Genomic DNA, 22,580 nt, shown 5'->3' with positions numbered 1-22,580 from the left:
ATGCGCCTTCATTGTAACAAATCCGGGACCTGCGCATGACTGACTTTCCGGAAGATTAGAGACTTATCCTGAAAAAAGCCTCCGATCCCGCACGGGATCGGAGGCTCGCTCCAGCGTTCGTATTAAGGATACAGCCGGCTCTGCGGCACGATCTGCTTGGCCTGCCCGGGATATTCCCAGTACAGCTTCATGACCGCGCCGGGCTGATTGTTGTAGTACTCGATCTTGATCGTATACTTCGTGCCCGCCGTCAGCGAGATCGTGCCGCTCCGATCGCTCGCCGCATGATCGCCGTAGTGGTCGATAACCATCGTACCGTTCACCCATAGCTTCACGCCGTCGTCGCTCGTCGTCGTGAACGTGTAGGTGCCGGTGGCCGGCGCTTCAATCTGGCCGGTCCAGCGGACGGAGTAGGTATCGGCCGCGTCCAGATCGATGCCGGTTGGTATCGAAGTCCCCCAATCGAAGTTGATGGTCGGATCGACCCGCGTATTGCGCAAGCCGACGAAGTCGATGTTGTTGTAATACTCGCCGGTGAGGCCGGTACCGGTGCCTCCGCCTGCGGGCGCGTCCGTCGTCACCGTGACCGCATTGCTCGCCGCGGACACGTTCGCCGCCGCGTCCTTCGCCTTGACGGTATACGTGTACGCCGTGCTCGCCGCAAGGCCCGTGTCCGTGAACGAAGTCGTCGTCCCGTTCACCGAACCCGCCAGCGTCGTGCCGCGATAAATATCGTAGCCCGTCACGCCCACATTGTCCGTCGATGCTGTCCACGACAGGCTGACCGACGACGATGTCTTGGACGGGGACGTCAGCCCCGTCGGCGCCGCAGGCGCCTGGGTGTCTCCGCCGCCGGAGCCATTGCCGAGAATCAGCTTCACGCCGACCGTGGCCGTGCGGCCGCTGCCGGTCGTGATCGTGACCGTGCCGTTATACGTGCCTTGCGCCATGCCGCTCGTATTGACGGACACATCCAGCGTACCCGTCGGCTGTTCGGCCGCGAGCGGCGAAGCGCCCGTCCCGACCGTCGCCGTGATCCAGGACTGCGATGCGGATGCCGTCCAGGTCATCGGCGAGATGCCGGTATTCGCCACCGGAATCGAGATGCTGCCGAGCGAAGATCCGACCGCGCCCTGGAACTGCGCCACGCGAAGCAGCGGCGTCGGACGATCGCCCAGCGTGCTGACGTTAGTCTTCACATAGACGGACGAGCCGCCGGCGTAGCTGTTCGAGATCAGATACGGATCGCTGTCCTTGCGAATCTCGAACGGACGCGCCGCATAGGAGACGTTCGGATTCGCCTGCACCGATACGTTGTTGTTCCGGAACAGCACCTGCGTCCATTGCTCCGCCCGCGCGCCGAGCGTCGAGCCGCTTCCGGTGACGCCCTCGAAGCCGCTGCCGACGATCGCATTGCGGCCGGCCGCGATCTCCTGACCCTCATACGGCGAGATCTGCGTGTTCAACAGCGCAGGCGGGCCCGAGGCCGCGCCGTTCTGCGCCGATGTGACGTTCGCCGAGCCGCCGCGGAAATAGGAGCCGAGCACGGACGGGCCGAGGAAGTCGTAGCCTTCGAACGCCCAGGCGACCAGATTCATGCCGCTGTGGACGGCATTGTTCGCCGTCTCGTCGCGCTGCTCGTTCCAGTATCCGGGCCCCGTGCTGTAGCCCCCGAGCACCCGGCCGCCATACGTCCGGTTGGTCATATTGCCCTCGGCCGCGAAGCCCCAGGCGTTGCCGTCTGCGTCAGGTCCTGTGCTGGCCGAGTAGAACAAATCGTACCCCGCCGGGAACGCATTGATATTGTTGTTGTACACGATATGGTCTTTGGACAGATAAGTCAGCGTGATCTTGCTGTCCGCCGCCGGCTGCACGCGCCAAGGCTTGTCGACCGTCACCGTCGTGCTCGTGTGGCTGACGATCTTGCGCGCCTGGCCCATGCCGGTGCCGTTCATGATGACCACATAGGCCTGATTGTCGAGCTGTCCGTGCACGATATTGTCGGGCACGGAGCTGATGGCCGGCATGTTGTCCACATTGCGCGCCTGGCCATCGATCTTGCCGTCGGTGCGGATCGTGAGCGTCGTACCGGCGCTAGACGCGACCTGCGCGTATACCTTGCTCGGAATCCCGTGGAACAATATCAGCTCGCCGCGATTGTCGTCTACCGCGACGTCCGTGCCGGTATTCCAGGCGATATACGAGTTCTCGACCGAGCCGAACTGCGGCGCCGAGTAGAAGACGCGCTTCGCCCATACTTTGTACTGCAGATCGTTCGGATTCACAAAGTTCAAGTAATTTTTGCTGCCGTTCGCATCGGTCGGCCAGTTCTGCGTCTCGAAATGATTATGCTCCATGAGCAGGTTGTTGCCGTCCGTATACGTGGCGGCCTCGGTCTCCGCGACGTTGGCGCCGCCGTACGGACCGCCGTAGAAGTTGTTGTCGTGCACCCAGAAGTCGGAGCCGGACAGGGTGAGCTCGCGGTAAAAATCGGAGCCCGATATCTCGCCGCCGGACGTCCGGATGTCGACCGTGCCGCCCTTCGTATTGGCATCGGCGCTGATGATCAGATTAAGCAGCCGGATGTCCGCATACGGACCGGGGAAGTTCGTCTTGATCGGCCCGTATTGCGGCTGGTTCGACCCTGCTTTTTGCACAAGCTTGAAGTCCTGCAGCGTCGTATGCTGGCCGATGATCAGAATGCCCGTCGGCTTCATGTTCGTATGATCAATGTTCAGCACGGTCGCCGTCTTGCCTGCGCCGAGCAGGCGGACGTTGTCCTTGAGATCGATCTCGTTTTTCAGCGTATATGTGCCCGCCTGGAGACGGACCGTGCCGCCGTTCGCATTCGCGGTCTGCGCGTCGATGGCCGCCTGAATGGCAGGCGCGTCGTCGGCGCCGCCGCCGGCCGGGGCGACGATCGTCTCTGTCGTGCCGCGCGTCCAGGCGGCGGCGACGTTCAGCGTCAGCGGCGAGCTCCATCCGTAGGCGCCGCCCTGACCTGAATGCAAGTAGACTTTATAGCTGCCCGCCGCCAGTCCCGCAGGCACAGTAAATGCGACCGCATACGGCTCAACCGAGGTCACGGCCGCCGCCGTGAAGGCGCCGCCCGCCGCAGGCTGCAGATACACATAGCTATTTGCAGTGCCGTGGTTTTTGGACAGATTTTTGCCGAACAGCCGTTTGGTCGAGCCCGGCGCGGCCGTATTGCCGAACGGGCCCATCCACCCCGGCTCCGGCCGGTTAAGCGCGATCGGACTGGAGGGCCCCGTCCCGTTCTCCACCCATACGAGGTACATGCCGAACGGCACGGAGGCGGGAACGATCGCCTGCAGCACCGTATCCGACACGGTGACGAGCTGGGCTTTGGTCAGCACGCCGCCCGTCGAGGTTGCCGCCCAGAGCCACACCGTCGTGTCGCTTCCCGCCGCGGCTCCGGTCTGCTGAGTGAAGCGGACGCCGCTCAGCGTGAATGTCTCGTTCGGCTTCACGGTCTTCGTCCATTCCGCGATAGCCGGCGCGTTCGGGGCCACCGTGACCGCCGGCGAAGCGAAGGTGATGCCGTAGTCGTCTCCCGGCGCAGTCGGTGCGCCGCTTGGCGCCGTCCACTCGGTCGGCGGCGGCAGCGGGACGTCGTTCGGTCCGGCGTGAGCGACGCCGGGCTTCAACAAGCCCGGGCCAGACGGCCAAGCCGTCAGCAGGAGCAGCAGCGCGGCCAGTGCATAGAGGCCGCTTTTCCATCCAAGATGCCTGGATCGGTTTCCGTTCATCAGTTGCATTCCTCCCATGGATTTGAATGATAGGGCGAATTGCCTCGGCTTTCCAATCTGGATGCGGATACTGCCGCCTTCCCGCCCCCCTTCGCTATTTGTCCGGCAGCTGCTTGTCCGTCCTGCCTTTCCGACGGGCCTGTCGCCGGCAACACCATCATACTTCCGCGACAATCCAACGCACACTGACCAATTGCTACAATATGCGTCCGTTCCGAACTTTTTCGAGAGGCTCAGGGGATATGTCCACAAAGTTCCAAAAAGCCCTACCGGAGGAAGGCATGACAGACAACAAAAGGCTGCGTTCGACGGTCTGTCCAGCAGTCCGTCGAACGCAGCCTCTTATGTCGCGTATTTTTTTTCGCTTCTATCGTGCAACTTACCGATTGTCCACCTTTTCCGGATACAGATCGTGATTCATCAGCCGGTGTTCGGCCATCGCCTCGTACTTGGTGCCCGGACGGCCCCAGTTGCAATACGGATCGATGGAGATGCCGCCGCGCGGCGTGAACTTGCCCCATACTTCGATATAGCGGGGCGACATGAGGCCGATCAGATCGTTCATAATGATGTTCATGCAGTCCTCGTGGAAGTCTCCGTGGTTGCGGAAGCTGAACAAATACAGCTTGAGCGACTTGCTTTCCACCATCTTCACGTCGGGAATATAAGAGATATAGATCGTCGCAAAGTCAGGCTGGCCTGTCATCGGGCACAGACTCGTAAACTCGGGACAGTTGAACTTGACGAAGTAATCTCTGCCCGGGTGCTTGTTGTCGAACGCTTCGAGCACATCGGGTGCGTACGTGCTTCTATACTCGGTGCCCTGATTGCCGAGCAGCGATACGCCCGACAGCTCTTCCTTGCTTCTTCCCGCCATCGACTTCGTCCTCCATTTTTGCATTTATACGCAGCTATACACCCTTCTTGTTGCCCCATATCCATGTATGCAGCTGCGGCAGCACATGAACGCGGCGCAGCCCGGGGTCGGACATGACTCGTTCGACCAGCCATTCGTACCTTGCCAGCAGGTAGGGCAGCAGCCGCTCCCGGTCCTGCTCGCCGAGCAGGCCGTTGCCCGCTTGCATGAAGAATGGAACATCGGGATAGCGCCGATGTACCTCGCCTGCATACGTCAGGTCCGTCTCGTCGAACACGACGACCTTCAGGCTGAACTCGCTGCCGGCCGCTGCGAGCCGGTCGACGATCTCCCCCAGCCGCTCCCAGTCGGTCGACATGCCCGAGCTCGGCGGCTTGGGCGACAGCGTCAGCTCGTCGATCTGTCTGAACCAGTCCTGCCAGCGGCTGCCCTGCGTCTCCAGGGCGACGATCGCGCCTGCGCCATGGAGCGCGTCGATCAACGCGCCGAGCTGCCCCAGCAGCGCCGGGTTGCCGCCCGACAGTGTCACATGATCCGGCGGGCTGCCGTCCAGCATGGCCAGCTCGGCAACGATCTCATCCGGCGTCATCATCCGAATATCGTCTTTGCCGGTGCCGTCCCAGGTGAAGGCGGAGTCGCACCAGGCGCACCGATAGTCGCAGCCTGCCGTGCGGACGAACTTCGTCTTTCGCCCGATGACCATGCCTTCGCCCTGCACGGTCGGACCGAAAATCTCCATGACGGGAATGCGAGCCTCGCGGCTGTCCTGCACGTTCGAAGCCGGCTTAAGCATGAGCGTCTCCCGCCGGTCGCCTGTTGACCTTCGGCCATGGCCTGTACACGCAGTAGCTGGTCGGCGTCTCCCGCACGAACACCTGCAGGCATACGGGATAATTCGGCCGCCCGTCCAGGTAGCTCTGCACGAGCTCGCAGATCGTCCGCGCCACCACCTCCGTCGTCGGATATCGGTCCGGCTCCTCGGCGCTGAAGCTGACCGTATCGTCATTGAGCAGCGTGTGATCGAACCGTGCGTGGATAAGCCGCTTGATATCGGAAAAGTTCACGAGGAAACCTGCACCGTCCAGTTCATCTCCGGCTACCGTCACGTTGACGAAGTACGTATGGCCGTGCAGCTGTCTGCACTTGCCGGCTTCCTCGGCGGGGACATAATGCGCGGCGGCAAATTGAAAATCCTTGTTCAGCTCATAGCGGTAAGGATGCGGGGCGACAGGGTAGATCTGCTGCAGCATCAGCGCACGCCTCCCCGTCCGGACGTCGCCATATATTCGTCCAAGCCGCGCTTGCGCAGCTTGCAGGCCGGACATTCTCCGCAGCCTGCGGCGGGAATGCCGTTGTAGCATGTCAGCGTGCGGTCTTTTACAAATTCAAACGCGCCGAGCCTGTCCGCCAGCTCCCATGTCTGCGCTTTGTTTAGCCACATGAGCGGCGTATCGATGACGAACGGATAGTCCATCGCCAGATTCAGCGTCACGTTCAACGACTTGACGAACACGTCGCGGCAATCCGGATAGCCGCTGAAGTCCGTCTCGCAGACGCCGGTCACGATATGCTTGGCGCCGACCTGCTTGGCGAGTACAGCAGCGAAGCTAAGGAAGAGCAAATTGCGGCCGTCCACAAAGGTCGTGGGCAGCGCCCCCTCCTCATGCTCAATCACAATATCGTCCCGGGTCAGCGCATTCGGCGCCAGCTGCCCGAGCAGCGACATATCGAGCAGATGATGGCGGACGCCGAGCTCCGCCGCGATATCGGCGGCGATCTCCGTCTCCAGCGCATGCCGCTGGCCATATTTAAAAGTTACTGTCTCCACCTCGGCGAATCGTTCCTTCGCCCAGAACAGACAGGTCGTGCTGTCCTGGCCGCCGCTGAATACGACGACCGCTTTTTCCCGCTTCATCGCTGCACTCTCCTCGTTGGGCATCAGGAGAGAGATCTCTGAATTCCCGTTCCTAAAGAATCGGCGCGAAGCGGGCTGAGAGCCGCTTCGCGCCGAACGCCAAAAACGACAGCGTCCATAACGGACCGCCGCTTTTGCATAGTTTTTTATAGAGGGAGTTCGCGAACCTCTCCCGGCGCTGCCGCCGTTCGGGCAGAACGGCCTCGCCCGGAATTATTCTTTAGTTGTACGGTAGGTACTATACCACACTCGGACAAGTCCTCGCCAGCAGCCGCCAGATGGCAATCGTATTCCAAATATTAGAATCTGGCGGCGTGCCAGCACCTTTTTTCTCCGTCATCCCACTATCCCATCCGCTCAGCTCTATGTCCGATCGCACATGCCGTGCCACTATCCCATCCGCTCAGCTCTATGTCCGACTGCACATCCCGTGCCACTATCCCATCCGCTCAGCTCTATGCCCGATCGCACATGCCGTGCCACTATCCCATCCGCTCAGCTCTATGTCCGATCGCGCATCCCGTGCCATTATCCCATCGGCTCAGAAGCCGATGCGGCAATGCGCGTTGTTGCCGATTCGGCGAACCCAGCTTCAAACGCCTGCGATCCCTACGAGCTGAGCCGATGGGATAGTGGGATGGCAATAAAAAACAAGACGATGTGTCGAGCTCCGCGACCTGACCCATGCAGATGCGATTGCCCTGATCTGGAGCCGCTTCAGCTCCGTCTGAGCCAATGGGATAGTGGGACTGTCCGCAAAATGGAACAGGATGGGCGCCAGGTTCGAAATTACGAGTCCGACATTTGCAGAAGCTCGCTGACCGTTACAAGCCTATAGCCTTCCTCCGTTAATTCTTTGCACAAAATTCGAACGGCTTCGATCGTCTGAGACCGGTCCCCGAATCCGTCATGAAAAAGAAGGATGCTGCCGCATCCCACCTGCTTGCGGGTGGCATCGAGAATATGCGCTACGCCGGGCATCTCCCAATCTCTCGCTTCTCCGTTGAGCGCGCCTATGACCTGATAACCCAGTTTGGCCGTAATCGCGTGAACTTCCGAATTATAGTCGAGATATGGAGGTCGCATGACCGCAGGCCGGGAGCCTGTCACCCGAGCGATCAAGCTGTCCGTATCGTAGAGCTCGCGCTCGCATGCGTCCGGGCCGATCTGCGTCATATACGGGTGGGTGTACGAATGGTTGCCGATCTCATGGCCCCGCGCGTGGACTTCCCGGGCAGTCTCGGGATGCAGCTCCATCTGCTTGCCCATCATAAAAAAAGTGGCACGGCCGGATACCGCTTCGAAAATGTCCAGCAACTGCGGCGTATAAATCGGATGCGGACCGTCGTCGAATGTAAAAGCAATCGCCTTTTGCGATGTCGGCACGCGATGAATGATCTCCATAACTTCAGCCACCTTCTCTCAACTATTGCTCTGGCAGCCGGTCCCGGTATCGACAGGCCGTACACCCGCCTGTCCTGCCGATCAACCGGAACCGGCTCCATATATGCGTCCTGCTTGCGAATCTCCACTCGCCGTTGACCCGGCGAGTGACGCTGCTTCAATTCAACTGCACCGGATTATGACAGTGCCAGCTTCAGCTCCCCGAAGGAGGACGTATTCGTCCAGTTCGTGGACTCGCCGGCCCATACCGTCTGGCTCTGCCGGCCGTTGCCGTCGTCCTCGTCATTGTTGGCGACGTCGAAGCCGATCAGCATGCCGGGGGATGGCGTCAGGCCGAGCGAACTCCACGGTATCGCCAGCTCCACGCTGTATCCGCCCGGTATCGTTGCCCATGCGTGCTGTACGCCGTTCGTGAGGCTGCGCCCTTCGAACAGCGCGCTGTCGTTCCAGCCCTTGATGAACTGCCGGTCATAGCTGTCGTAGACCGTCCCCTTGTTGTGATCCCCGTCGATGTAAATCTCGACGGAATCGTCGGCATACGGCTCCGGCGAATTGTTGTACAGATCAGCGTCGATGACGGTCACTCCGACATACAAGTAGTTATCGTCCCATAATACCCCAAATTTCGTTGTGTTGTTAGAGACTCCGAACACATTTTTGTTCACTTGTTTGGTGATGGCCCATGCCGTCTCGCCGAGCGAGCCGTCGACCTGGATGGCGGCATTCGTCTTGGCGACGGAGAGCAGCGTGTAGGACGCATCCATCGTGACGCTGACCGTGTTGCTCGCCGCCGACACATTGTTTTCCGCATCCTTCGCTTTGACATGGAATGTATAGCTGGCTTCCGGCGTTAACCCGGTGACCGTATACGTCGTCGAAGCGACCGATGCGACCAGATTGGCGCCGTTATACACGTCGTACCCGGTCACGCCGACATTGTCCGTCGAAGCCGTCCACGACAACGTTGCCGTCCGGTCGGTATGCGAAGGCGACGTCAGATTCGCAGGCGCTGTCGGCGGCTGCGTGTCACCGATCGAGACGGCGGACAACTGCAGGCTGCCGAAGGCGGACGTATTCGTCCAGTTGTCGCTCGTGCCGGCCCACATGAGCTGGCTGTCCCGGCCGTTGCCGGTGTCCGAATCGTTGTTCGCCACATCGAAGCCGACGGTCAAGCCGGCGGACGGCGACAGGCCGAGCGAGCTCCACGGTATCGCCAGCTCCACGCTGTATCCGCCCGTTATCGGCGCCCAGGCATGCAGCACGCCGCTGGGCATCGTTCTTTGCAGCCAGAGCGTGCTGTCGTTCCAGCCCTTCACATACTGCTGGTCGTAGCTGTCGTACGTCGTACCCTTATTGTTGTTGCTGTCGATATAAATTTCGATCGAGTCGTCATTATAGGGCTGTACGGAAGTGTTGTACAGATTGCCGTCGATGACTTTGACGCCCACGTACAAATAATTGCTGTCCCACAATGCGCTGAACTGGGCCTTATTGTTCGGGGTGCCGATGATCGCTTTTTTGATCTGCTTGAACGCGGACGCCGACCAGCCGGCTTCATCCAGCGATCCGTTCACGGCGACGGCGGCGATCGTTTTTTTCGCTTGATAGAGATACGGATCGGTCGTGACGTTGAGCGAAGCGCTCGCTGCGGACACGTTGCCGGCCGCATCCTTCGCCTTGACGCTGAACGTGTATGCGGTGTTCGCCGCAAGGCCGGTCGCGGAAAAGGTGTTGGTCGCGACGGTGCCGATCAGCGTCGAGCCCCGATACACCTCGTACTGGGTGACGCCGATATTGTCCGACGACGCGTCCCACGCCAGATCCGCCGTCGTCTCGCTTTTTGACGTCAAGCGCAAATTGCCGGGAGCCGTCGGGGGCGCAAAGTCGCGGTCGTGAACGACCTTCACGTCATCGAATTCCACGCTTGTTTTGAAGGCGTACAGACCGATTTTACCGGAAGTATGGCTCGTATCCGTAACCGACAATTCCTTGAACCCGTTCACATACAAATCGAGCGTGCTGTTGTTCATTACTGCCGTGAACGAGTATACGACGTTTGTCGTCATGATGTAATTTTTCGCAGTCAGTATCGTGATTGCTCCGTTCACCGCTTTGCCGATCTGCAGCTTGCCCGCCTTGACCCGGAAGTAGTAAAAGTTGCCCGGGTCCTGATAGCGAGCCGTAATGCCGGCCGCCAGGTCACTGTCGTTTTGCGTCAGTTTAATATTCGTTTCCACGCTGTAATTGGTATACGTGCTTGCATCGACCGTGCTGAACGAATCGACCGTCGGCCAGGACGATTGTCTGTACACCTTGGAGCCGCCCGACGTGACGACGGACCATATCCCGTTCACGGAAGTCCAGCCGTCCGCCGCCCCATCCTGAAAATCGTCGCTGAAGGCGAGCGTGCCCGGGCCTGCCGCAGTCGTCGCAGCAAGCGTATTGCTGGCTGCAGACGTGCTGCCTGCGGCGTCGAACGCACGAACCGTAACCGAATAGGCGCGGCCCGGCAGCAAGTTCGTGAGCGTATACGTCGTGCCCGAGGTGGCAGCCACTTGCTTGGAACCGACGTAAAGGTTGTAGCCGACGACACCGGACATATTGGACGGCGGACTCCAGCCCAGCGTGAGGCTCGTGAGCGTCGCCGATGTCATCGTCAGATTCGTCGGCGGCGCCGGCGGAGATGCCGTCGTCACGCTTATCGCATTGCTCGCAGCCGACAGATTGCCCGCGCCGTCTTTGGCCTGCACGGTAAACGAATAAGTCGTGTTGGGCGTTAAGCCGCTTACGGTATAGCTCGTGCTAGAAGGCGTCGTAGTAGCTCCGACATATACGCCTCCATTATAAATGTTGTAGCCCGCCACGCCGGTATTGTCGGTCGAAGCCGTCCAGGACAGGTTGACGGTCGCCGACGTATGCGACGGAGACGACAAGTTCGCAGGGGTCGACGGCGGCTCCGTATCGGTCCCTTCGCTCATCAAGGTGTCGCCGTAATAAACGCCGTTGCCGTTCGTTCCGATATAAACGCGCCCCCAGGTCTGGCGATCGCCCTCCATCGTATTGGCTTCGTCGCCGATCGCCGGGTCGAGCACGTCTATCTTCACCCAGGTGGCGCCGAAGTCGTCGGAGCGGAAAATGCCGACGGTATTGTCCACCTTGCCGTATACGAAAACGGTAGGGTCCGGAGAGCCGAGCTTGTTTTTGCCGAATGCAAACAGCGTCGCCTGCTGCACGTTCGGCACCTGCGTCCAGGTATCGCCGGCATTGCCGGAGCGCCACAGCCCTCCCGCATCCAGGCCGGCCCATAGCTCGCCCGCCTTGCCCGGGGCTGCCTTGAGGCTGAAGTACGCGGGTGTCTTGCTCAGCGATACCGGTATCGTGGAAGCAAGCCCCCAAGAGGCCCCGCCGTCCGTGCTGCGGAACAATTTCCACGTCCCTCGTTCCAACAGATAGAACGTATTGTTGTTGACGCGGTCGGACGCCAGCGGCTGGTACCAGACCCAGAAATCGTGTACGGTTCCGGACGGCGCGCCCGTGCCCGGCGTCCACGATAGCCCCCGATCGGTCGAATAGAGCGGACTGCCGTACTGGGGAACCCAGACCATCGTCTCGCTGCCGGACGATACGGCGATTCGGCCGGCTATCCCCGGCGAACCGGCAAACGCCGTCCAAGTCGCCCCGTTGTCGGTGCTGTAGCCGCCGCTTGCCGTGCTGGCATAACGCGTGGTGCCTACCCGGGCGATGAAGTTCGGGTTGCTCTCTTGAAAATCGATGGAAACCGTATCGCCCATCGTCGGGCCGCCGAATTTGGCGCTTGGAAACGCCGTGAGCGACGTATGGCGCAGGCCGTCGACATCCGCGTGACCGCTCAGCAGCGGCGCGCCGATCGGCGTGCTGCGCAGGGCGAACGTCACCACTTCCTCGTGGCCCTCTTCGTACGTATACCAATGGGACGGACTGGCCGTTATATCGTCCGTGCGCCATGTGCCGTAGAAGTCGGTCAGCCACACCCGCTTCGGATCATGGGGATCGATGGTCAAGGTGGACGTATTGGCGGCGAACCAGTTGCTCGTCCACCAAGGCACGTTCTGATGCTTGACGAAGGTGATCTGCGTCCAGTTCGTGCCGCCGTTCGTCGACCGGTAGATCGGCGCCGGCGTGTTCGAGCCATCCTCGATGGCCGTCATCACGATGTTCGGGTTGGTGGGGTCTACCGTAATGCCGTTGTATCTTCCTGCCGAAGGCGGCGTTATATCGGTCCATGCCCCGCCCGCATACTTGGCGACGCCCGACTCGTAAGTGACGTACAGGGTGCCGCCGGCAAGGACGGCCCGGCGAGGCGTCAGCGGGCTGCCGTTCATCAGCGCCCACGACGTTCCTCCGTCCGTGCTGCGGTAGATGCCGGTGCCTTTGACGCCGACATAGATCGTCTGCGTCGCATTGCCGGGAGACCCCGTGCTCTTGTCGAACATGACGAAGTTGAGTCCGGTCGGATCGGCGCCGACAGTCGGGAAGCTCGTGACCTTCTGCCAGGAGCCGTTGCTGGCGCCTGATGTGCTCTTCCACAGTCCGTCGTAGCGGGTTCCCATATAGATGATTTGGCCGTCGTTCGGGTCCACGGCCAGCCGCTCGCCCAAGTCCCGACCCGACCCGTTGCCGTAATGCCTGGGCTCGAAGCCGGTCGGCGTCCAGGTGGCCCCCCGGTCCGTAGATTTCAAAATATCGGCCGGCGCTCCGACATAGTTATACTTGCCCGCCGCGATATACACCACTTCCGCGTTCGACGGATCGAGCGCGATGCTGTCAACGCCGTAATAATTGTATTTCTCGCGTGGAACCGCATTCAAAAGCGGGATCCACTTTTGATTGGCCGGGTCCCAGCGCAAGGCGCCGCCGACGTCGGTGCGAATATAGACGAGATCCGGCTCCGTCGGGTGAATGGCGATCCCGGTGACGAAGCCGCCCCCGCCGATGCGCACATTTTGCCAATTGTAAGCTTCTTGTGGAGCGGCATTAAGAGGTTTAACATTTAACAGGAGCATACCGATCAGAAAAAAGAGCAACACTACGGCGCGCGATTTCCATCTTTTCGATAATTCCAAACCTATCATCCCTGTTCCCTCCCATAATGAATATGATCATGCCCGGCCTACAGCGTTCATCCCCCCTTCGCTTCGTCTACCTTTTTGAAAAACAGGACATAGCGAATGCGGCAGACTGCCCGTCTTAAGCAACGCCTGCAGTCTGCCGCACTGTATTATTTATGAACCGTCGCGTACCAGGCGTTGATCTCGTCGAAGCTCGTCTGACCGCCGGCTTGCTTGTATTTTTCCGTGAAGGCATCGAACCCGGTCAGTTGCTCGCCGCCGACGATAACCTTGACGGCATAGTCGTTGACCATCTGGCCGAGCTGCGCGTCTTCCTTGGAGTACTTCGGCAAGTACGGAGCCAGCCCGAGCGGATTTTTCTTGAACACTTCCGGCTTTTGCTGCTTGTTCAGCGCTTCCCAGCCTTTGTAGAGCCGCTCGTCCTTGCGGACGCGGGCCTGCCAGTAGATCGGGTAGTTTTTCTCGTCGATGCCGGTCAGATAGTTGCTGGCCGAGCCGCGCTCGTCGTTGAAGATCGGCAGGATCGGGTAGTAATTGCCGTCCTTGAACGTATGGTGCGTACCTTCCAGGCCGATCGCCATGTTTTTGAACGTATCCGGGTTCAGCTTGGCGTCGATCCACTTGATCGCATCTTCCGGATGCTTGGAGGACTTCGGTACAAAGGTGATCCGGTCGAAGCCGGACGACTGGGCCAGACCTGCCTGGCCGTCTTTGCCTGCCAACGCGGGAACGTACACGTATTCGGCATCCGGGAAGTTTTTCTTAAGTGCATCGTCGATCTGCGGGATGTCGGCCCAGTGCAGCACGATGACGCCCACCTTGCCGTTCGTGAACTTCTCCTTCACCGTGGCGTCCTTGTTGATCGCGAACTCCTGATCGAGCAGCCCTTGCTTGTACAGATCGGACATGAATGCCAGATATTCCTTAAAGGCAGGGTTCATGGCACGGGGCACCAGTTGGCCGTTCACGTCGTTCCAGTCGTTGACGATGCCGAAGGCGCCGACGATGTTGTCGACCATCGGCACGTCGCCTTTGATCGCCATCGGGATGTTTTTGGCGCCGTTGCCGCCGGGGTCCTTTTCCTTGAACGCTTTGAGGACGGCCGTCAGCTCGTCGAGCGTCGTCGGCACTTGCATCCCCACCTTATCCAGCCAATCCTTGCGGATCATCAGGCTTGTGCCGACCGATTCGATCGACCGGGTCGGTATCGCGTAGATTTTGCCGTCGACCTTGGCCATTTCCAGCGTCTCCGCGGACAGCGACGCTTTGATGTTTTGGCCGTATTGCTCGATGAGCGGCGTCAGATCGACCAGCGCGCCCTTCTTCGCATAGTCGGCATAGATCGCTTTGGAGCTGCTGTCCCCGCCCGTCGAGACGATGTCGTACGGCTCGGAGGAAGCGATGAGCAGGTTGAGCTTATCCTCCGGCTTGTCGACCGGGAGCGCTTCGTAATTGACTTTGTAGCCGGTTTTCTCTTGCAGCATGGCGGCGATCGGATCTTTCTCGAAGTTCGGTCCCAGCCGCATAAGCGCTTTCAATTCGGGCTTGGCGCTTTCCTTCGTTGCTTGCGCGGACTGCGTGGACTTCGCCGTGGCGCTATTTTCGCCCGCAGTTTTCTCGGCCCCGCTATTTTTGTTCTCGCCGTTCGAGCCGCAAGCGGATAGCAGCATGAGGCTGACCGCGGCGGGCAGCGCGACCCATTTCATTTTTTTCATCATCTTTTTTGTAACCTCCCATGAATTATGTTGCGATTTATCATTAAGCGGCGGCATCGTATCCGCCGGCGTTAATGCAGCGTCAGCCTTTGACGGAGCCGATCAATACGCCCTTGATAAAGTACTTCTGAAGAAACGGATACACGAGCAGGATCGGGACGGTGGAGGCGACTACGGTAGCGGCCCGGATGCTTTCCGGCGACATATTCATCAGATCGTCCGCCGACCTGTTGATCGCGTTCGCCGTATCGTTCTCCATCACGACGTCGCGCAGATGCAGTTGAAGCGTCTTGAGCGCGGGATCGCTGATGTAGAGCATCGGACTGAAGTAGTCGTTCCAGAAGCCGACGGCGTAGAACAAGGCGATCGTGGCGAGTACGGGCATGCTGAGCGGCAGTATGATGCGGAACAGAATCGTGTAGGACCGCGCTCCGTCGATCCGCGCCGATTCCTCCAGCGCCTCGGGCAGCCCCTCGTAATAACTTTTGATCACCAGCATGTTGAACACACTGATCATCGCCGGCAGGATGAGCGACCATAGACTGTTGATGAGATGCAGCTCGCGGATGAGCAGGTAGTTGGGGATAAGGCCGCCGTTGAACAGCATCGTGAACACGAACAGCACCATGAGGAAGGAGATGCCGGGCAGATGCCGCTTGGACAGCGGGTAGGCGGTGATCGCCGTCACCAGAATGCTGAGCAGCGTCCCCACCGTCGTCACGATAGCCGAGATGAGGAAGGCCCGGCTGAATGCGCCGGAAGTCACGACGTTCACCAGCGTATCGATCTGGAAGCCGACCGGCAGCAGGTTCACGCGGCCCGACACGAGCGCCCAGTCCGAGCTGACGGACTTGGAAAATACATGGACCATCGGCAGCAGCGTGACGAGTCCCAGTGCGATCATGAAGCCGTAGACGAAGATGTCCAGCGTCCAGTCGCTAAACGTTCTTTTATGAATAGGCATGTCAACACTCCTTTACCAGATTCCGCGCTTCAGCACCTTCCTGCTGAACCAGTTGCCGGAGACGACGAGTATGAAGCCGACGACCGAATTGAAGAGGCCGACCGCGGTGCTGAAGCTGTAGTCCATCTTGCCGAGGCCCGTCCGGTAGACGAAGGTACCGATGACGTCGCCAGATTCGTAGACGGTAGGATTGTACATCGTCAGAATCTGCTCCGTACCCGCGTCCAGTACGATGCCGAGCCGGAGAATGAGCATCAGGATAATCGTCGGCAATATGCCGGGGAGCGATATATGCCACATCTGCCGCAGCCGGCTCGCACCGTCGATTGAGGCTGCCTCGTACTGCTCCTGTTCGATGCCGGCGAGCGCGGCGATGAAGATGATGGCGTTCCAGCCGATCTCCTTCCACCCCGCCGTGAATACGACGACGCTGCGGAACACGCTGTTGTCCATAAAAAACTTGACCGGCTCGCCGCCGAACCACTGGATTACGGAGTTAACAAGACCGTCGGAGGGGGACAGGATGGTCATGAACAGACCGGAGATGATGACCCAGGACAAAAAGTGGGGCATATAAATAATCGTCTGGACGGTCCGCTTGAACGCCGTGAAGCGAATCTCGTTCAGCAGCAGCGCGATCACGATCGGGATCGGGAACAGCAGCACGATCTTGTATACGCTGATGAGCAGCGTATTCGCGAACACCTGCATGAACTCCGCAGAGTGAGTGAGCTTGCGGAACTGCGCCAGCCCCACCCATTCGCTTCCCGAGATCCCGTCGAAAATGTTGTATTCCTGAAATGCGATCACGACGCCGTACACGGGGACGTATTTGAACAGCAGCAGCAATAGCAGGCCGGGCGTTAGCAGCAAATAAGTATCGATGTTCCGCCATATCAATCGCCGTCTGCCTTCGCGCTTGCGCGAAGCTTTGACTCCTTCCGCCTTTTCGTTCAGCGGCGTGATGAGTTCGCTCATCTTGTAGTTGCACCTCCTGCTTATGGCTTCATTGTAGCCGCAGGACGATGCGTCATGTAGATGGCAATCCGACACTTTCTCGTCGTATCCTACTGTGTTGACAGCTCCTGTACCGCCTTGAGCCGGATCGTCACGACAGTGCCCTCGCCCGGACGGGAGCGGACCGACAGTCCGTATTCGCAACCGGCCAGCAGCTTGATCCGCTCGTTCACATTGTACAGCCCGTACGAGCTGCCGCCGCCCTCGGTACGCAGCGCGGCGCGCGATTCGGACAGCAGGCTGGCCGCCAGTCGCTCCTCCATCCCGATGCCGTCGTCCGAGACGGCAATCTCCAGCTCGTCGCCGCATCGCCGCGCGCGAACAGAGATGTTGCCGGTTTTGTGCTTGTTTTTGCGGATGCCGTGCAGCAGCGCATTCTCGACGATCGGCTGCAGCGTCAGCTTCGGAATGACGCACCCGCGTGCCTCGGGTTCCGCTTCGATCGCGAAGGCGAATGTGGACGGGAAGCGGCTCTGCTGAATTTCCAGATACACTCGCGCCAGCTCCAGCTCGTCCGCGACGCACACATGATCCTTCCCTTTGTTCAGGCTGAGCCGGAAATAATCGGACAGACTCTCGATCATATGACTGATGTCGCCGGCATCGCGGGAGATGGCGAGCCAGTTGATCGTATCGAGCGTATTGTAGAGGAAATGCGGATTGATCTGCGCTTGCAGTGCGCGAAGCTCGGCCTCCCGCTCCAGCATTTTGGAGCGATAGGCTTCCTCCATCAGATCTCTCACCCGACGAACCAGATGATCGACGACCCGCTCCAGCAAGTAGAAGTCGCCTCCCTTGTCCGCACGCGGCTCTTCCAGCCCTTCGACGCCTTCCGTGCGGATCGTCCTGACGACCGATTTGATGCGGCGGTTCATCCCGTTGATGACGAATGCCAGCAATACGAATACGAGAATGAGGAACATGACCGTCATGCCCGCGATCGTCGCGACGCCGGACCACTGACTCAGCGCAGCGGTACGATGCGTGAGGCCGGTCTTGGGCACCTCCAGCACGAGCCGCCAATCCGCGGCTTTGATCGGCGCGAGCAACTCGAACAAGTCGACGCCGTCCTCGGAGCGTTCGAGGATGCCTTCGTCGGGCGCGCTCGCGAGCGCAGCCTGCGTGCCGATCAAGGAGCGGTCGGCGCTATAAATAATTGTCCCGCCGCGATCCATCATATAGACACGGCTGTGAGCGGGAAAATCAAGCTCGGAAATGATGTCGGACACTATTTTCTCGGGAACGTCCAGCATCAGCACGCCCAGCGTCCGATCGAAATTGCGCGGATGTCTCAAGATGCGGACACAGGAAAGAATCCGGGCCGGTCCCAGATCCAGATAGTTTTCTTCGTATATTCCCGTCCAGAAAATGCTGCCTCCCGCGTCCCCGACCGCCTGGAGCCAAGGGCGGTCCTTCAAGTTGTCCAGCGGAAAAAGATTCAAAAGATCGAAGCCGTATATGTTCTCGGGATCGGTAAAAATACGCGCTCTGACGATGTCGGGCGCCGTCTGCACCGATTCGAGCAAATTGCGCAGCTCCTTCGATTGATCGATGCGGTCGACGATCGGACCGGCAGGGTCCAGATTCTCGTACAGCTTGTGATTCATAAACAACGAGTTGGACGAATTTTGCACATAGTCGAGCCGCGAGCTCAGATTGATGCCCGCCTGCTTCAGCGTCTGCTTCATCGTCCGGGTCACTTCCTCCTGCAATATGCGGGAGGACTGCTCGTAGTAGACGAACAGCATGATGCAGGCCGGCAGCAAAATAAGCAGGCCGTACGCGAGCATCCACCTTCTGGCCGCCACGATGCCTTCCCACAGATCGAGTGCGCGGCTCCTTCTTTTTCGCAAGACGCTCTTCACTGGATCGACTCCTTCTGCATTGGAACCCGTCATGTTCTACTGCTGATCCCGATAAGCGCTTGGCGTCAGTCCGGTCATCTTTTTGAACAGCTTGCCGAAGTAGCTCGGATCGGTATAGCCGACCAGCTCGCACACTTCGTACAGCTTGATGCGGGGATCGCGCAGCAGCTCCTTCGCTTTCTCGATGCGGACCTTCATCAAGTATTCGTAGATCGTCTCGCCGGTCTCCTGCTTGAACAACAGGCTGACATACGTCTGGCTGAGATAGACGCTGCCCGCAATTTCCGCGATCGACAAGTTTTTGGCATAATTGTCGCCTATGTACTTCTGCGTATGTTCGATCACATTGCTCGACCGTCCGCTCCGCTTGTCCTGAATCCAGCAGCAGATGCCGGACAAGTAATCGCTCACGAAACGCCTCAGCTCCGCCATCGTCTCCAGCTTCAGCAGCCCGTCCAGCGCCCGCGCTTCCTCCTCTTCCTTGTCGCGGGTCAGCAGGTTCAGCTCGAGCAGCAGCCTGCCGGCGAGCGCGATCATCTGCAATCCGGCATGCCGCACATACTTGAAGCCGTCCTTGCGGACATGCGCCAGCGGCTCGAAGATGCTCTCCAGCTCCGCCTCCAGGCGATGCCGCTCTCCCGACTTCAGTCCCGACAGCAGCCGCTCGCTCTGACGGGCGTCGAACCGGATCGGACCCGCCGCTCCCATCTCCAGACTGTCCATCGTGATGACCTGATTTTTGCCCATGTACCACTTCTGGTCCGCCGCCTCGCGGGCATGCCGGTAGGACGCCGGCAGCAAGCCGATATGCTCGGCGCGCTCGCCGACGCCGATCGTGACACTGAGCTTCAGCCAGCGCTGCACATTGTCCCGGATCTCCTGCGCGAGCGCCAGCAGCGTCGCCTCCGGATCTGGCAGCCCTTCCTCCTGCAGCCGGTCGTCCAGCGCCAGCAGCGCCACGTATTCGGCCGCCCGGTTCTCGAAGACATACCCCGCCGGCAGGAGCCGATCGATCAGCTCCTGGACGATGTTCAGAAGCGAATAAGACAAGAGCTGCTTGTCCCGCTCCGGGCGCCCGCCGAGCACTTCCGACGGATCGTCGATCGTGATTGCGAGTACGAGATAGGGCGCCGCGAACGGCAGCGCCAGATTGAGGAATGCCGCTCTTTCCCGCAATTCCTCCTCCCCGGCGACGCCGTCCTGAATCAGCGACATCAGAAATTTCTCGCGAAGCAGTGGCATGCTCTGACTCAGCTTGACCTGCATGTCCTTGAGCATCTGCCGCTCTTTTTCTCGCGCGCCGAGGTCTAGCACGATGCCCTCGATCACCTTCTGAAGCTCGGTCCGCTTGACCGGCTTGAATATATAGTCGGCAGCATGAACCTGCAACGCCGAGCGCAAATAGTCCGCGTCGTTGTGGCCGCTGATGAATACGATTTTCGTCTCGGGGAACCGCTCGCGGACATCCCTCGACATGCGGATGCCGTCCAGCGTCGGCATCATCACATCCGTCAGCACGATGTCCGGCCTCACCCGTTCGATCAGCGCCAGCCCCGTGTCGCCGTCGTCCGCCGTGCCGGCCAGCACGATTCCGTATTCGCTCCAATCCACGAACTTGCTGAGCCCGCCCCGGACGGCCGGCTCATCGTCGATGATGACCAATTTATACATATTCCCTGCCCCTTTACGGGTCGCTTCGCTTGTGCGTGTTTTGCAGAAAGACCACATTCTGAAGCCGCAGCGCCTCGTGCAGCTCAACGATATCGACTTGCTCCGGCGATATGCCTCGATCCGCAGCGATCGAGGCTGCGACGCCGGCCGCCTGACCGAGCGCATAGCAGGTCGCCTGAACCCGCATCGACGACATCGCCACATGCGTGGCCGAGATCGAGCGCCCGGCTACGAGCAAGCCTCGTACACCCTGCGGCAGCAGGCAGCGGTACGGGATATCGTATCCCTTCACTTCCCGCTCGTCGGTGCCCGCCTTGCCGTTCGGATTGTGAATATCGATCTCGTAGTTCGTCTGCGCCACCACATCGTCGAACCTGCGGCTGGACAGTATATCGTCTTCGGTCAGCGTACAGCGGCCGACGATCTGATTCGTCTCCCTGACGCCGACCTGACCGGGAATATGGGTGAGCGCATAGTTCTCGAAGCCGTGGCGCTGCAAATAATCGGCGACGGAAAAAGCTTGCCGCAGCGATTCTTTTTCCGCATAGCTGACATCTTTGACTTTGGCCCCGTTTCCCTTCACCCGGGTCATGTTGACGAGCAGATTGCCCGGCTCGCTCTGCTCCCAGTGCAGCAATCTGCCTTGCGGCAATTCGGATACGCTGTCGTAATGGTAACAGCCCTCCGGCAGTTGCCGAATGGCAGGCTGGCCGGTATTTTGCATCATGAACATGAGCGTCATCGGCTGAGTCATCCCGTCGGCGTCGCGCCCCGAAGTATAACCGGCACCCGCTTCGATCGCCACGCGTCCGTCTCCCGTGCAGTCGATGAACACATCCGCTTCGAACGCCAGCAGCCCTTCGCGCGAATTCGCGATGACCGCCTTGACCTGTCCCTGCTCGCTGATCGTCCCCGCGCAGCCGACGTGGAACAGCACCTGCACGCCTTCCTTTTCCAGCTTCTCGTTCAAATAATGCCGCAGCCGGAACGGACTGTACTGCGGCCAGATCGAACCATGATGATCGTCCGGCACCGCCTGCTGCGGCAGCACCTCGGATATAATCTCGCGATAGATGCCCGTCACATTGCCGACACCCATAAACACGCTGACATTGCCCAATGTGCCCATCCCGCCCAGTTGCCCCGATTGCTCGAGCAGCGTCACCTTTTTCCCGCATCTTGCTGCCCCGATCGCCGCCGCCACCCCCGCCGGACCGCCGCCTACGACCACAATATCCGCTTTCTCGTATACCGCCACATCTTTCTGGAACGTATACCGATTCAATCGAATAACCTCCCTCGACTCACCGTGTGATACCCTCTATTATCAGATGTTTTGGCAGCGGTCTACAGGGCGAATCCTACTATTTCCGGGCCGATGCTACTGAGTTTTATTAATCACCGCCGCACCGGGCACGAGCAATCATCCCCTATCAAAAAACGCCGCGACGGACAAGGCAATTTGATACTACCACTTATTTGAAGGCAATTGTATATGTAACAGAGCCTGCTTCGCCTCTCGCGGCGCATCGCCTTCACTACGAGAGTCGATCACTCCCGCGGACCCGCGTTTGGCCGCATCGCCTTCACTACGAGAGGCGATCGCTCCCGCGGGCGTGCGTTTGGCCGCATCGCCTCCACTACGAGAGGCGATCGCTCCCGCGGGCGTGCGCTTGGCCGCATCGCCTTCACTACGAGAGGCGATCGCTCTCGCGGGCGTGCGTTTGGCCGCATCGCCTCCACTACGAGAGGCGATCGCCCCGGCGGGCGTGCGTTTGGCCGCATCGCCTTCACTACGAGAGGCGATCGCTCTCGCGGGCGTGCGTTTGGCCGCATCGCCTTCACTACGAGAGGCGATCGCCCCGGCGGACCCGCGTTTGGCCGCATCGCCTTCACTACGAGAGGCGAGCGCTCCTACGGACCCGCGTTTGGCGGCATCGCCTTCACTACGAGAGGCGATCGCCCCGGCGGTCCCGCGTTTGGCCGCATCGCCTTCACTACGAGAGGCGATCGCTTCCGTGGACTCGCGTCTGGCCGCATCGCCTTCACTACGAGAGGCGATCGCTCTCGCGGACCCGCGTTTGGCGGCATCGCCTTTACTACGAGAGGCGATCGCCCCGGCGGACCCGCGTTTGGCGGCATCGCCTTGGAGTGCTACGATAAAAATGCAGTCGAAAAACCCCCTCGTATGAAATAAAATGAAAGCTAGCGAGGGGACGAGGACGCATGAACAGGTATGACAAGGCATTCAAAGAAGAAGCCATAAGACTGAGC

General features: G+C 59.9%; 14 protein-coding genes and 1 riboswitch. All 14 genes read right to left on the bottom strand.

Annotated features, from left to right (window positions below; genetic code table 11):
- Window positions 1-122: 122 nt before the first annotated feature.
- Window positions 123-3,770 (bottom strand): PA14 domain-containing protein, encoded by a 3,648-nt coding sequence (locus VQ071_RS19725; RefSeq protein WP_340515887.1) that lies wholly within the window; start codon window positions 3,768-3,770, stop codon window positions 123-125.
- Window positions 3,771-4,149: 379 nt separating this feature from the next.
- Window positions 4,150-4,647, bottom strand: coding sequence for a preQ(1) synthase (queF, locus tag VQ071_RS19720; RefSeq protein ID WP_340515886.1), 498 nt, complete (start codon window positions 4,645-4,647; stop codon window positions 4,150-4,152).
- A gap of 34 nt (window positions 4,648-4,681) precedes the next feature.
- Window positions 4,682-5,440 (bottom strand): 7-carboxy-7-deazaguanine synthase QueE, encoded by a 759-nt coding sequence (gene queE, locus VQ071_RS19715; RefSeq protein WP_340515885.1) that lies wholly within the window; start codon window positions 5,438-5,440, stop codon window positions 4,682-4,684.
- Window positions 5,433-5,897 carry a 6-carboxytetrahydropterin synthase QueD gene (queD, locus tag VQ071_RS19710; protein ID WP_340515884.1) on the bottom strand — a complete coding sequence of 155 codons (465 nt, stop codon included), beginning with the start codon at window positions 5,895-5,897 and terminating at the stop codon, window positions 5,433-5,435. The genes queE and queD overlap by 8 nt, the downstream gene beginning before the upstream one ends.
- Window positions 5,897-6,562 carry a 7-cyano-7-deazaguanine synthase QueC gene (queC, locus tag VQ071_RS19705; protein WP_340515883.1) on the bottom strand — a complete coding sequence of 222 codons (666 nt, stop codon included), beginning with the start codon at window positions 6,560-6,562 and terminating at the stop codon, window positions 5,897-5,899. Before queC ends, queD begins: the two co-directional genes overlap by 1 nt.
- Window positions 6,563-6,694: 132 nt before the next feature.
- Window positions 6,695-6,738, bottom strand: a riboswitch (PreQ1 riboswitch).
- A 613-nt stretch (window positions 6,739-7,351) separates the two neighbouring features.
- Window positions 7,352-7,966 (bottom strand): polysaccharide deacetylase family protein, encoded by a 615-nt coding sequence (locus tag VQ071_RS19700; protein WP_340515882.1) that lies wholly within the window; start codon window positions 7,964-7,966, stop codon window positions 7,352-7,354.
- Window positions 7,967-8,142: 176 nt separating this feature from the next.
- Complete coding sequence (locus VQ071_RS19695) at window positions 8,143-12,945, bottom strand: sugar-binding protein (RefSeq protein ID WP_340515881.1); 4,803 nt, start codon at window positions 12,943-12,945, stop codon at window positions 8,143-8,145.
- A gap of 278 nt (window positions 12,946-13,223) precedes the next feature.
- Window positions 13,224-14,792 carry an extracellular solute-binding protein gene (locus VQ071_RS19690; RefSeq protein ID WP_340515880.1) on the bottom strand — a complete coding sequence of 523 codons (1,569 nt, stop codon included), beginning with the start codon at window positions 14,790-14,792 and terminating at the stop codon, window positions 13,224-13,226.
- A gap of 79 nt (window positions 14,793-14,871) precedes the next feature.
- On the bottom strand, window positions 14,872-15,753 hold the full coding sequence (locus VQ071_RS19685; RefSeq protein WP_340515878.1) for a carbohydrate ABC transporter permease: 882 nt from the start codon (window positions 15,751-15,753) through the stop codon (window positions 14,872-14,874).
- 12 nt (window positions 15,754-15,765) lie between these two features.
- Window positions 15,766-16,731 (bottom strand): ABC transporter permease, encoded by a 966-nt coding sequence (locus tag VQ071_RS19680; protein ID WP_340515877.1) that lies wholly within the window; start codon window positions 16,729-16,731, stop codon window positions 15,766-15,768.
- 89 nt (window positions 16,732-16,820) lie between these two features.
- Window positions 16,821-18,635: a cache domain-containing sensor histidine kinase gene (locus VQ071_RS19675; protein ID WP_340515876.1), complete on the bottom strand. Its 1,815-nt coding sequence runs from the start codon at window positions 18,633-18,635 to the stop codon at window positions 16,821-16,823.
- A 36-nt stretch (window positions 18,636-18,671) separates the two neighbouring features.
- Window positions 18,672-20,306: a response regulator gene (locus tag VQ071_RS19670; RefSeq protein WP_340515875.1), complete on the bottom strand. Its 1,635-nt coding sequence runs from the start codon at window positions 20,304-20,306 to the stop codon at window positions 18,672-18,674.
- Between the two features lie 13 nt (window positions 20,307-20,319).
- Window positions 20,320-21,591 (bottom strand): FAD-dependent oxidoreductase, encoded by a 1,272-nt coding sequence (locus tag VQ071_RS19665; RefSeq protein WP_340515874.1) that lies wholly within the window; start codon window positions 21,589-21,591, stop codon window positions 20,320-20,322.
- Between the two features lie 183 nt (window positions 21,592-21,774).
- A complete protein-coding gene (locus tag VQ071_RS19660) occupies window positions 21,775-22,554 on the bottom strand; it encodes a hypothetical protein (protein ID WP_340515873.1) in 780 nt (259 codons plus the stop codon).
- Window positions 22,555-22,580 lie beyond the last annotated feature (26 nt).

Origin of the sequence: Cohnella sp. 56 (genome assembly GCF_037963805.1) — a bacterium.
Taxonomy (GTDB): Bacteria; Bacillota; Bacilli; order Paenibacillales; family Paenibacillaceae; genus Cohnella.
This window is presented reverse-complemented; position numbering and strand designations above follow the sequence as displayed.

What these genes read in the sequence shown, in the direction of transcription:
- VQ071_RS19690 (WP_340515880.1), bottom strand. Translation starts at nt 14,792, where the DNA reads ATGATGAAAAAAATGAAATGGGTCGCGCTGCCCGCCGCGGTCAGCCTC.
- VQ071_RS19725 (WP_340515887.1), bottom strand. Translation starts at nt 3,770, where the DNA reads ATGAACGGAAACCGATCCAGGCATCTTGGATGGAAAAGCGGCCTCTAT.
- VQ071_RS19680 (WP_340515877.1), bottom strand. Translation starts at nt 16,731, where the DNA reads ATGAGCGAACTCATCACGCCGCTGAACGAAAAGGCGGAAGGAGTCAAA.
- queE (WP_340515885.1), bottom strand. Translation starts at nt 5,440, where the DNA reads ATGCTTAAGCCGGCTTCGAACGTGCAGGACAGCCGCGAGGCTCGCATT.
- VQ071_RS19685 (WP_340515878.1), bottom strand. Translation starts at nt 15,753, where the DNA reads ATGCCTATTCATAAAAGAACGTTTAGCGACTGGACGCTGGACATCTTC.
- queC (WP_340515883.1), bottom strand. Translation starts at nt 6,562, where the DNA reads ATGAAGCGGGAAAAAGCGGTCGTCGTATTCAGCGGCGGCCAGGACAGC.
- queF (WP_340515886.1), bottom strand. Translation starts at nt 4,647, where the DNA reads ATGGCGGGAAGAAGCAAGGAAGAGCTGTCGGGCGTATCGCTGCTCGGC.
- queD (WP_340515884.1), bottom strand. Translation starts at nt 5,897, where the DNA reads ATGCTGCAGCAGATCTACCCTGTCGCCCCGCATCCTTACCGCTATGAG.
- VQ071_RS19660 (WP_340515873.1), bottom strand. Translation starts at nt 22,554, where the DNA reads ATGCCTTGTCATACCTGTTCATGCGTCCTCGTCCCCTCGCTAGCTTTC.
- VQ071_RS19670 (WP_340515875.1), bottom strand. Translation starts at nt 20,306, where the DNA reads ATGTATAAATTGGTCATCATCGACGATGAGCCGGCCGTCCGGGGCGGG.
- VQ071_RS19700 (WP_340515882.1), bottom strand. Translation starts at nt 7,966, where the DNA reads ATGGAGATCATTCATCGCGTGCCGACATCGCAAAAGGCGATTGCTTTT.